This window comes from Bacteroidota bacterium, from assembly GCA_034723125.1.
Taxonomy (GTDB): domain Bacteria; phylum Bacteroidota; class Bacteroidia; order CAILMK01; family JAAYUY01; genus JAYEOP01.
Genome location: JAYEOP010000280.1, coordinates 1 through 12,322, shown reverse-complemented (window position 1 = coordinate 12,322; position 12,322 = coordinate 1). Strand labels below are relative to the sequence as shown.

The following is a 12,322-nucleotide window of genomic DNA, read 5'->3' as shown; positions in this document are numbered from 1 at the left end:
CTCTTTTCAAGGAAATCATGTTTAATGGGAGGTTTGATAAACTTCGTTACTACTCAGCAACTTTGCAAAATATAAAAGCCACAGATTCACAGATTTAAAAACTACCCAAGGTAGTCTTCTCTGTAAATATTCATTAAATCGAGTAAAATCAATCTGTAATTCTGTCTTCGGCAGACGTAGTCATTTTTTTATTACACTTAGCATGTCTTTAACAGACGAAGTCTGTGGCATATCTTTAAGTCTCAATATCTTATACCTGCTGAGTAGTAACTAAATTTCTGATTGTATTAATGATATAAATAGCGTTTAATCTTTTGAGTAGCTGTTTTTTCAAATGGTGTCCTCTGTTCAACAATAGCATAAACACGTGAAAAATTATTTACTCTTGAATTCACATACAATTGAACTTCTTGCTTTAGATTATTAATTTTTTCTTCCATTTGCTTCATTGCATCTTCTTTCATTTCTTTAAACTGTTTTTCAAGTTCTTCATAATTAAAATGAATATGTGCTACAAGTTTACCTTTCTTTTCAACAACAACTGATTCTAAAACAAAATTAAAATTATTAATAACAGATTCTATTTCTTCGGGATAAATATTTTCACCACTTGGTCCTACTATCATATTTTTTATTCTTCCTTTCAGATATAAAAAATTCTCTTTAGTTAAATATCCAAGATCACCTGTTTTAAACCATCCGTCTTTTGTAAAAACATTTTTTGTTAATTCAGGCTCTTTAAAATATCCTCTCATAATATTTTCGCCTTTAGCAAGAACTTCCCCTAATTTTGAACCTTTTTCTTGTGGTTCAATTTTTATTTCAATACCTTGCATAACTGGTCCAACTCCTTGCAATTTTGTTTGCTGTGGATTAGAGCCTGCAAGCATTGGAGCGGTTTCTGTAAGTCCATACCCGATGGCATAAGGGAACTTTGCTTCACGCAAAAATCTTTCAACTGTTTTGTCAACTTTAGCACCTCCTATTCCAAAAAACTTTAATCTTCCACCAAAAGTTTCGTATAGTTTTTTGCCTGCAATTTTATGTAAGATTTTTCTTATCGGTGGAAAAGAATATAATGTTTTTATTGCTATATTTTTTGTAAAGGTCGTTAGAATCTTTTTCTTAAAAATCTTTTCAATTACTAATGGAACACTCAGCATAAATGTAGGTCTAATCTCCTCAAGTGCAGGCAAAAGCACATTAGCTGTAGGTGGTTTTTTTAAATAATAAACAGATGCTCCCTGCATAATTGGTAAAATCAATCCAAGAGTATTTTCATAAGTATGTGCAAGTGGTAAAATTGAAACAAAGGAATCCTCTTTATCAATATATTGTACAGTTATTATATTTTGAGCATTTGAAACAATATTTTTATGACTAAGCATTACACCTTTGGATTTACCGGTTGTTCCTGATGTATATAAAATAGATAGTAGGTCATCTTCTTCAATATCAACATTTTCTAATTCAATATCCGCAACAGATAGTTCCTTTAAATTTTTTAAATCTTCAGCTGTTGCTTCCTTTGGAATTATTCTAAAATTATCAAGTAGAACTTTTGTTTTAAGCAACTCTGTTTCAAGGGATTTTACCTTAGGAAATAATTTTTCGGAAACAATAAGCAATTTAGCTTCCGAATGAATAATGATATTTTTTATTTCATTATCGTGAAAATCGGGAAGTACAGGAACCGCAATTGCTCCAAAATTGGCAATAGCAAAAAAAGCAATTCCCCAGTTTGGCATATTTGTACTTAATAGTCCAACTTTATCACCTTTTTTTATCCCTGATTTATGCAATAACATTTTTACTTTTTCAATTTCATTTCTTAATTGTGAATAAGTAATTGGTTTTTCACCAACAAAAGCAAGTGCATTTCTTTCGGGGTATAAATTAAAGCTATTTTCAAGTAATTTTTGAATTGTTTTTTTAGGTAGTTTAGTCATGATAATTTACTTTGTTTTTAATAAGTAGCAAAGATACTAAAAATGATTTACGTTGAATTTTTTATAATTGTTGTACAGCAACATTTATCAATTAATCCTCTTTAGCAATTGTTTAAAATTCCCTGATGATAAAAACTTTATAATCTCCTAAATACGAGAAGCCACTGTTTCTGTATAAATTTATTGCTTTAAAGTTTTCTTTGTGAACTTCTAATTTTATTTGCAAACCTACTTCCTTAACAAAATCCAATGATTCTTTTAAAAGTGGTTTTGACAAACCATATCCCTGAAATTCAGTATCAATCCCAAAGTGGTGTAAGTAAAGTCTTCTTCCGTCATTCGTAATCCATGATGTTCCAATTATTTTATCTTCAAATTCAATTACAAATAACTTTGCCTTTTGTTTCAAGGTGTTTTCTATTACGCTTTGGTTATCACCTCTTTTCCTGCTTGCAAGTTCTAATTTTTCCCACAATTCAATTATCTGCGGATAATCAGTTTTTTTATATTCCCTAATTAAAAAGTCCATAATAATTTACAAGAATCAATTTGATATAAAATACTCATCAATTTCCTTATTTAATTTTTCTTTAACATTACTATCGCACCATGCCGAATTTATAGCATTTTTCGATAGTTTTTTAAACTCTTTTTTTCCAAAAGCAAATGTGTCATGAAGCATTTGAAATTCACGGTTAAGATTGTTATTAAAAAAAGCAGGATCGTCAGTATTTATAGTAATATTCAATCCTTTGTCAAAATATTTTTTTACAGGATGATCTTTAAAAGATTTAACCACCCCTGTTTTGTAATTTGAGATAGGACATAACTCAATTGGTATTTGATTTTCTTTCAAAAATTCAACAAGTTTATTATCTTGAATTGCTGTTGTACAATGTCCAATTCTATCAATTTTTAGTACTTTTATTACTTGCCAAATTGCATCAGGTCCTGCATTTTCTCCTGCATGAGCAGTTGTAAACAACCCGAATTTTCTTGCTTTTTCAAAAACATTAATATAAGTATTGGAAGAGAAAAGAGTTTCTGTCCCTCCAAGACCAATTCCTTTAATATTCATATCTTTAACTTCATTGATATTTTCAAGAATAAACATTGCTTGTTTTTCGCCAAAATCCCGGCTTAGGTCAGGAATAAGTGAAACATCAATATCATTTGAATATTTTTTTATTCCCGTATAAATTGCTTCAGTAATTCGTGCAGGTTCAAGTTTTTTTTCAATAAGACGTGCAGGAGAGAAAAATAATTCTACATACCGATAATTTAAACCTATCAACTCTTTTAAAACGCTTTCTGTTAAAAAAGTAAAATCTTCATATTCTTTTAAAAACTGGGTAACCCACACCCATTTGTCAAGAAATTCTTTAAACCCAATGTATTTGAAATTATTTTTAAAATTTTTAAATTCTTCAATCTCTTTTTCTTTTTTGTATTTTTTTATCAATTCCCAAAGAGTATCAACAGGTACAGCTCCCTCAAGATGTAGGTGTATCTCTGTTTTTGGCATTTTCTCTATAAAAGTTTTCATAGAATCATCATTGTATCCCGAATACTAAAACTAAACATTTTGCAAAAATACTTGATTTTTAACAAAGAAATTTTTAAATATTTCAACAATAAAACAATAGCCAAACAGATAAAGTTTATTAATAAAATTTTTTATTCAAAAAAAATAATATATTTTTGTTGTGATAAAAAATAAATTAATAGAGCCAATATTCCTTTCTTAATAAAAAGCAAACAATTTATGTTGAAAAGATTAATTACTCGTATTACTAATATTAAATGTATTATTTGTTTGACTTTGATTTTTACTTTTGGTGTAAATAGTAATCTTCAAGCCAAAGAGAAAAATATTGATAGTCTTTTTGCGGTAAGTAATAATGCTAAAAATGATTCAGACTATTTAAATACACTTTTTCAAATATCAGAAATATACAGTGTCTCAAATCCCGATACTTCAATTCATTATAATAAAATAGTTATAAAAACAGCATTAGAAAATGATTTATTCGATATGTATTACAAGGCTACATTATTACTGGGGACTACTTATAAAAATATTGGAAAACATACTGAAGCAATTAAAATAACTCTTGAATTATTAAAGGTTTGCGAAAAAAAAGGATATAAGGATAAGCAAGCAAATTGCCTGACAGATTTAGCGGAGTATTGCAGAGCTTCCAGGCAATTCAAAGCAGGGATTGAATATTCAAAACAGGCAATAAGAATAGTTAAAAAAACAAATAATGAAAAAACTTTAGCAAATGTTTTTAATCGTTTGTCTGCAATTCATTACGAACTCAACGAAGTTAAGTTATCCCGAATGTATATTGATTCGGCAATCAAGCTTTGTGAAGAAATCAACTTTCTTGAACTTATGCCAAACAATCTTGATATATTAGGTGCTATTTATTCAAATCAAGGGAAATACGACAAGGCTATTACAATATATCATAAAGTTATTAAAATAAATGATGAAATTGGAGCGAATGAAAAAGAAAATATAAATACCTATATAAATCTTTCAAGAGCATATTACTTTTCTACTGCGTATGACTCAGGACTTTTTTATGCACGCAAGTCATATAAGTTAGCAGAAATTTTTAATATACCAATTTATAAAGAAAATTCAGCCATGTTGTTAGCATGGATATATGCGGCAACTAATGATTATAAAAATGCATATAGATTTCTTGACACTACTATTAGTGTTGGATATTACCTATATAATAAAAATAAAAACCAACAGATTTCGGAATTGAATAAAAAGTATGAAATCGAAAAAAATATACAGAAAATAAAAAATCAAAATCTAATTATCAAACAGAAAAAAATTACAAATTATTTTTTAATAGCAGGTATAGTTTCCCTTTTTATTTTATTCATAGGATTCCTGTTTTTTTATAAAAATATCAAGAAGAAAAATATACTCCTTAATAAAAAAAATGAAAAAATTTTATCACAACGGAACGAATTACAATACTTTACAAAGGAGCTTGAAGATGCAAACAAAATGAAAGACCGTTTTTTTTCTATTATTGCTCACGACCTTAAATCACCCATAAGTTCACTTTTGGGACTTAGTGAATTATTATATGAGGATTTTGAAGATTTTGATTCAAATGATGTGAAAAAAATAATTGGAACAATTTATAAAGCTTCTGATAATACATTAAACCTACTTGATAACTTGCTTGAATGGTCACGTACTCAAACCAATAAAATAAAATATAAACCATCAATAGTAAATATTAATGAAATAATTCAATCCAATATTGAATTGAATAAAAGTGTAGCTAATATTAAATCATTAAAAATAATTTTTGAACCTAAAGAAAACGTTGCTGTTATTACCGACAAAAATATGTTTGACACAATACTTAGAAATTTTATATCAAATGCCATTAAGTTTACTTCTCATGGGCAAATAGAAATTCAAACGAAAATAACTAATGAAGAATGTATTGTATCGGTTAATGATACAGGTAAAGGTATGTCAGAAGATTTATTATCTAAGATGTTTAAAATAGATGAAAACACCGTAACAGATGGTACTAATGGAGAAAAAGGTACTGGTTTGGGGCTGATACTTTGTAAAGAATTAGTTCAAATGAATCAAGGGAAAATTGAAGTTGAAAGTACTCTTGGTAAAGGAAGCAAGTTCTCTTTTAGCATTCCATTGGCTAAAGAATAAACTTATCGTTTCTCCCAACTCTCAATCTCAACTTATTTCTATTTCTTCTCATCATCAAATAAATTTTATTTTAAATATCAAAACAAAGTATTTTTTGTTTTAGTAAATTTGAAAGCCTAAAATTTACTTATGGATTTTATTAAAAAGAACATTGCTAACATTTTTACACTTGCTAATTTAACAGCAGGATTTATTGGAATAATTGCAGTAATGTACAGTGATGTTTTTATTCAAGCTGGGATGCTCACTCAAAAGTCTTTTATTGTAAGACATGGTAGCATAATTATTGGAAGTTACCTAGTTTTTGTTTCAGCCTTTTTTGACTTTTTTGATGGATTTATTGCAAAATTATTAAAAACAACTTCCGAATTTGGCAAACAATTAGATTCACTAGCTGATATTGTTAGCTTTGGAGTATTACCGGCAATGATACTTCATAATCTTATTTTAAGATCAAATCATGAATGGAGTCTTTTTATTTTTAAAATTCCTGCATTAAGCCTTTTGCCTGTAATTATTGTTTTAAGTTCAGCAATCAGATTAGCAAAATTTAATATCCAAAGTTCAAAATCTTATTTTAACGGATTACCTACTCCCGCAAATGCAATTTTTTGGGCTTCTATTCCTTTGGTACTTAACAACGACCTTTATGTTTTTGGCTATAAAACACTTTATTTAGATAATTTTATTTCTAATCCGTTTTTGTTATCATTTGTTGCAATTGTATTAGTTGCTTTAATGTTGGTAAATATACCTATGCTTTCCTTTAAATTTAATGGATTTGCATTTAAAGATAATTTTTACAAATATTTACTGATAATTTCATTCCTAATACTTTTTGCAATCTTTTATTTTCTTGCAATACCACTAACAATAATTCTTTATATTTTTATATCAATAATTTTTAAAGAAAAAATAAAAAATTAAGAAACATGAAAAAGATACTATTTATTACCGCTTTTCTTTTATTACAATTAGGACTATTTTCTCAAGACATTGAATATGCGAGAACAATCATTAATGATTTGTCATCCGAGGATATGCATGGACGTGGATATGTTAATGCAGGAGATAGAAAAGCTGCATTTTATGTAGAGAATGAATTTAAAAAATTTAATCTTTTTGCTTTCGACACATTAATTTTCAAATCCAAAAATCACCAACGAAAGCTAAAAAAATACACTCAGGAATTTACCTTTAAAGTAAATTCTTTTCCCGGTGAAATTATTATAAACACAGGCGACAGAGATGCATTAAAGCCCGGTATTGATTACCTTGTAAAACCAACTTCAGGTTCTATTGAAGAAAAAGAACTTTTACTTATTTATCTGGATAAAAAAGTATTAAAAAAAGAAAAAAATTATGATGAATTTCTTAGTCAAGACTTTACAGGTTGTGCAGTAGTGATTGATTTGGAAGAATTTAAAAAATTTAAAGAAGAAGAAAATGACTATTATTTTGAAATAATGGACAACTACATGAGAGCAGAAGCCATGATACTGTTGCAAGAAGGAAATCTTGTTTGGGGAGTTGGACGTACACAAGACAAATATCCTACTTTCATTTTTAAAAAAGAAAAATTCCCAGAGGATTTAACCAAAATAAGCGTTAAAGTTGAACATAAATTTATCAAAAATTATCAAAGCCAAAATGTTGTTGGAATGGTAAAAGGCAAAAAATATCCTGATAAATATATAATTATTGGAGCACATTACGACCATCTTGGGAGAATGGGTAAAGATGCATATTTTCCCGGAGCAAATGATAATGCAAGTGGAACAGCAATGATGCTTGACCTTGCAAAACATTACTCTGATGTTTTTAACGAACCTGATTATTCAATAGTTTTTATTGCTTTCGGTGCTGAGGAAGCAGGTCTTGTTGGCTCTCATTTTTTTACAGAAAATCCATACTTCCCTCTTGACAAAGTAGAGTTTATGATAAATCTAGACATGATGAGTACAGGAGAAACAGGAATGACTGTTGTAAATGCAACAAAAAATAAAAAAGAATTCAATATTTTAAAAAAACTAAATATAAAAAAACATTACCTGACAGAAATAAAAGAAAGAGGTCCATCAAAAAACAGTGATCATTATTTCTTCCATGAAAATGGTGTAAAATCAATTTTCCTTTATCTCGGAGGTATCCCTGAAAAGGAATATTATTATCATCATGTAAAAGACCTTCCTTCAAATATTTCACTTGCAGGATACGAAGGTGCTTTCAAACTCTTAACCGATTTTATTGAAGAATTGCAACAGTAAATTAGCTTTCTGTATATAATTGGGTTACTCTATTTTCACTAATTTCTCTCGTTCATATTTATATGTTTGATAATTTCCTTTCGCATCTAATATTACCAAATATGAATTTAAAGAACTACCTCCTAAAGAATATTTTGACTTGAACCTATTATATAGACTATCATTAAAGTAAATTTGAAAACTATCATTTTTTTCTATATCCAAATTTTCTTTTAAAAATTTATTTTGCTGAATTGATCGCAAATAAGGAAAAATATAGATTACTTCAATATTGCTGTTTTTTTTATCAAAACTAATTCTATTCATATATAAACTTGGACAACACTTAAAACATATATTATTATTTATTACATTAATGATTTTTGTTTTATTGACCGTAGAAATTATTTGATATTCCAGTTTATCAATATTGTTCTCTTTATTTTCATCATTATTAATATAATCACATTGCGTTAGTAATAATAAGAAATAAAATATCAAAATATTTAAAATTTTCATTTTTTAAAAATTGATTTTAAACTTTAATAGAATTGTTTTTTCATCTTTACGCTTTAGCATAAATATTTTATTATTTTTACTTACTAATCCGCTAACTTTCTTCCCTAATGGAATTCGATTTGTGAGAAATTCATTCTTTTCAAAATCATAAATAAGTAAATATTTCATACTCTGAGAAAAATTACCGGGATGTGGCATTACTTCTTCTTGATATGCCAAGTATTTTAGATTATCATTTTCATTACTGCGTATTATTAAAAAACTTTTTATACGATGAATAAATGTATCCCTTTTCATACTATCAGGAATACTAAAAAATAATTCCTGTGTTTTTAAATTAAAAATATTCATGCCATTAGAAAAATAGTAAACATCTTCATCTTTAAAATAATAATTTTTAATAGAAACATATCTTTTCTTTTCTATATGACTTTCAACTTCACTTTTATTATTGAACCAAAGCTTTTGAGAGAAAGGAAATTTTAAATATTCTTTTATTGAAAATTTATTATTTTGTTTTTTAAAGATTGCAACAGGAATCGATTCGAAATTGATTTCAAAATAATCGCATGATCCATATATTGTATTATTATCATAAAGAAGTCCATCACTAACAGATAAGAATATATCCTCTCTAACAAATTCAAAGTCATTTTTCGAAATTATTTTTCCATCTTTATCACAAGTTATAACCAACGGAACAGAAAAAAGTTTTAAGTGGTTATCATCTGTAATAATTGGATTAGTAATAAAATCCAAGAATTTAATAGATTCATTTTCAACTCTTACACCATATATATTATATCTATGATAAAGATGTGAATATTTATAATTACTAAATGAATCCCAACTCAAAAAAGTACCGGAGTCAATATTCGTCTTAAAATAATTATATGATAAAGAATTATAATTTAACTTTTCACTTAGACCTTTTAAAATATTTCCATTAAATATTTTGCCATTATTAACATTATAAATAATTATATCTTTTTGCATATTATTGTTAAAACACAAAAAGGAATCGCTTAACATACTAATATAATCAGGTATTTTAGTAATATTTATTGAATCGTTTTCTTCAAGAATTATCTCTGCCTTAATAATAAATTCTTTTTTCTTATTACAAGATATAAAAAGAATTAAAATAATGAACAATTTAAAATATTTTTTCATAATTTATTGGTTTAAAGAGTAGCTAATAAAATATTAGCTACTCAAATTAAAAATTAATTGTAAAGTAAAAGTATTAAATCATCTGCCATATTACCTACAACAGTTCCTTCCCCACCATCCCATTCAAAAGTAGAACCATCATCACAATTAAAAGAAACATCATTGGGTGAATTTGTAATCCAATTTCCATGACGCGAAACCTCATCACCTGAAGCACAAATAACTGTACAAGTAGCAGGTTCGTTAGGTGTCCACGTATCATCCCCATTTTCATCTTCCTCCATAGTCCAACAAAGACTACTATAAGGTGGGTTACAATTAAAAACAACGTAGGTAAATCCGCCTTTATCACCTCTCTCAACTTCTTCATAAACTCCTTCACCTTCTATTGCACCATTTAATGTAAATAAAGGTTTAACTTCTTGATTATTAATCGGTGGTTCAATTGATTCTTTTGTACAACTAAGTACAGCAAATAAAAGTATAGATATAAATATAAAATAATTTTTCATGATACTAATTTTTAATTTAATAAAGATTTATTTTTTTGATTAATTAAATATAAGAGCTATCAGAAACAACCAAAAACAACTAATTTCTGATAGCTTAATATATGAATTTATTTATTTCGCCAAAATTATTATTATTATTATTATTATTATCACAATTTGAAAGATTAATAACTGAATTTAAAAAGCTAAACTGCACGCCAGAGCCGATACGCCTGACAACCAAGCAGTTACCCCCCCCCTATTTTAATAACTAATAATGAGATCATAATAAAAAAATAAATAGTACAATATTTAATTATTTCATTTAACATATATTCATTGTATAAAATAATTAAGAACAAATATATTAAAATTAAATTTATCGTGCAAGTTTAATATTTTTATTTAAATGCATAAATTTTTTCATCATGAGAATTATATAATGTTTTCCATTCCTTCAAATATTTCACTTGCAGGATACGAAGGTGCTTTCAAACTCTTAACTGATTTTATTGAAGAATTGCAAAAATAATATTCTGCAAAATTTGTCAACACGATGACAATATTTACAACTATCTTCATTCTTAAAGCAATATTAAAAAGCACAAAATATTTGCACCATTTTTATTCCACTGTGAATGTGAACACTAACTATTGAATTTGAAATTTGTCATTACGATGACGAATTTAATATAAAATTCGTCAACAGGTTGACAATATTTACAACTACCTTCATTCTTAAAGAAAATTAAAAAGCACAAAATATTTGTACCATTTTTATTCCACTGTGAATGTGAACACTAACTACTATATTTGAAATTTGTCATTACAATGACGAATTTAATGTAAAATTTGTCAACACATTGACGATATTTACTATTTTGTGGTTATCCAATCAAGGTAATTTGCAGAGTTAATTGTTTCAAAATTCGCATCAGTATAAGTACCCTGCCATGCTTTTGGTGGTTTTACAATTTTATTACTCCATTTTATTTCATATCCGAAAAGCTTTCCATCAATTTCTTCAACTAAATCTATTTCCTGCTGATCGTAAGTTCGCCAAAAATATGAATTTAAAAATTTTATTGAATAATTATTAAACTTCAACCTTTCGGTAATTAAATAGTTTTCCCAAATAGATCCAATATCTTTTCGTAAAACAATTGGTTTAAAGTCAGATATAATCGCATTTCGAATTCCATTATCATAAAAGAAAAATCTTTTACTCTTTCTTATTTCCTTCCTGAGATTCTTGCTATAACTATCCAACCTATATATAATAAAAACTTTAGTTAGTAAATCAAGATATTTTTCAACTGTGTTTTTACTTAGTCCGAGATGCTTTGACAATTCATCATAAGAAACATCATTACCCATTTGATAGGCAATTAATTTCAATAGATCTAACATTTTATTAGAATTCCTTATCCCATCAAAAATCAACAAATCTTTTAATAAATATGAATTTACGATATTAAACAGATATTCCTTTTTATCATTATTATTCTCAAATTCTAAAATTTCAGGATAAGAACCATAAATTAATCTTTGTTCCAAAAATCTTTTTGTTTCAATCAAGTTTTCATGCAAGGATAATTCATCCTGAGAGATTGGAAAAAGTTGTAGCCTAAAACTTCTTCCGGTAAGTGGTTCACCTGATATATTTTGCAAATCAAATGACGAAGAACCAGTTGCAATAATCTTAATGCCTTGAATTTCATCAACCATCAATTTTAAAATCTTTCCGATTTCATCAATATTTTGTGCTTCATCAAGAATCAAAAGTTCAGAATCTTTTAAAATCTGCTTGTAACTAGAAATACTTTGCTTCTCTAACAATAATTTTGTTTCATGGTCTTCAGCATTCAAAAAAATGGTTTTTCCTTTAAACTCTTTGTCAATCTTCTTTAAAAGAAATGTTTTTCCAACTCTTCTTGCTCCAAAAATTAAAACTACTTTATTTGGTTTTAATCTTTCAAGAATCAACTTTTCTAATCTTCTTTGAATAGCTAACATACAATTTTTTTCTGCAAATATACAAATTTTGTCATTACGATGACGAATTTAATGTGAAATTCGTCAACAGGTTGACAATATTTACAATTATCTTCATTCTTAAAGAAATATTAAAAAACATAAAAATATTTGTACCATTTTTATTCCACTGTGAATGTGAACACTAACCACTGTATTTGAAATTTGTCATTACGATGACGAATTTAATGTGAA

General features: G+C 27.1%; 11 protein-coding genes. 4 read left to right on the top strand and 7 right to left on the bottom strand.

Annotated features, from left to right (window positions below; translation table 11 throughout):
- Positions 1–287 precede the first annotated feature (287 nt).
- The 3 genes from U9R42_07685 to add all read right to left on the bottom strand — a co-directional run bounded on the left by U9R42_07685 (position 288) and on the right by add (position 3,495).
- The gene (locus U9R42_07685) at positions 288–1,949 is read right to left on the bottom strand and encodes an AMP-binding protein (GenBank protein ID MEA3495899.1); all 1,662 of its coding nucleotides are present in this window, start codon (positions 1,947–1,949) and stop codon (positions 288–290) included.
- 112 nt (positions 1,950–2,061) lie between these two features.
- Positions 2,062–2,478 (bottom strand): GNAT family N-acetyltransferase, encoded by a 417-nt coding sequence (locus U9R42_07680; protein ID MEA3495898.1) that lies wholly within the window; start codon positions 2,476–2,478, stop codon positions 2,062–2,064.
- Positions 2,479–2,493: 15 nt separating this feature from the next.
- On the bottom strand, positions 2,494–3,495 hold the full coding sequence (gene add, locus U9R42_07675; GenBank protein MEA3495897.1) for an adenosine deaminase: 1,002 nt from the start codon (positions 3,493–3,495) through the stop codon (positions 2,494–2,496).
- Positions 3,496–3,714: 219 nt separating this feature from the next.
- Here add and U9R42_07670 point away from each other — a divergent pair, with 219 nt between their 5' ends.
- The 3 genes from U9R42_07670 (at position 3,715) to U9R42_07660 (ending at position 7,931) form a co-directional block, all read left to right on the top strand.
- The gene (locus U9R42_07670; protein MEA3495896.1) at positions 3,715–5,664 is read left to right on the top strand and encodes a tetratricopeptide repeat-containing sensor histidine kinase; all 1,950 of its coding nucleotides are present in this window, start codon (positions 3,715–3,717) and stop codon (positions 5,662–5,664) included.
- 129 nt (positions 5,665–5,793) lie between these two features.
- Positions 5,794–6,591: a CDP-alcohol phosphatidyltransferase family protein gene (locus U9R42_07665; GenBank protein ID MEA3495895.1), complete on the top strand. Its 798-nt coding sequence runs from the start codon at positions 5,794–5,796 to the stop codon at positions 6,589–6,591.
- Positions 6,592–6,596: 5 nt separating this feature from the next.
- Positions 6,597–7,931: a M28 family peptidase gene (locus U9R42_07660; protein ID MEA3495894.1), complete on the top strand. Its 1,335-nt coding sequence runs from the start codon at positions 6,597–6,599 to the stop codon at positions 7,929–7,931.
- A 24-nt stretch (positions 7,932–7,955) separates the two neighbouring features.
- Here U9R42_07660 and U9R42_07655 read toward each other — a convergent pair whose 3' ends face one another.
- The 3 genes from U9R42_07655 to U9R42_07645 are packed head-to-tail and all read right to left on the bottom strand — an operon-like array spanning position 7,956 to position 10,114.
- Positions 7,956–8,429, bottom strand: a complete 474-nt coding sequence (locus U9R42_07655; protein MEA3495893.1) for a hypothetical protein — start codon at positions 8,427–8,429, stop codon at positions 7,956–7,958.
- Between the two features lie 3 nt (positions 8,430–8,432).
- On the bottom strand, positions 8,433–9,602 hold the full coding sequence (locus U9R42_07650; protein MEA3495892.1) for a hypothetical protein: 1,170 nt from the start codon (positions 9,600–9,602) through the stop codon (positions 8,433–8,435).
- A gap of 53 nt (positions 9,603–9,655) precedes the next feature.
- The gene (locus tag U9R42_07645) at positions 9,656–10,114 is read right to left on the bottom strand and encodes a hypothetical protein (GenBank protein MEA3495891.1); all 459 of its coding nucleotides are present in this window, start codon (positions 10,112–10,114) and stop codon (positions 9,656–9,658) included.
- Positions 10,115–10,502: 388 nt separating this feature from the next.
- Between U9R42_07645 and U9R42_07640 the strand changes: the two genes are divergently transcribed.
- Positions 10,503–10,625, top strand: coding sequence for a hypothetical protein (locus U9R42_07640; GenBank protein MEA3495890.1), 123 nt, complete (start codon positions 10,503–10,505; stop codon positions 10,623–10,625).
- A 344-nt stretch (positions 10,626–10,969) separates the two neighbouring features.
- Here the strand turns inward: U9R42_07640 and U9R42_07635 are convergent, their stop codons facing one another.
- A complete protein-coding gene (locus U9R42_07635; GenBank protein ID MEA3495889.1) occupies positions 10,970–12,109 on the bottom strand; it encodes an ATP-binding protein in 1,140 nt (379 codons plus the stop codon).
- Positions 12,110–12,322 lie beyond the last annotated feature (213 nt).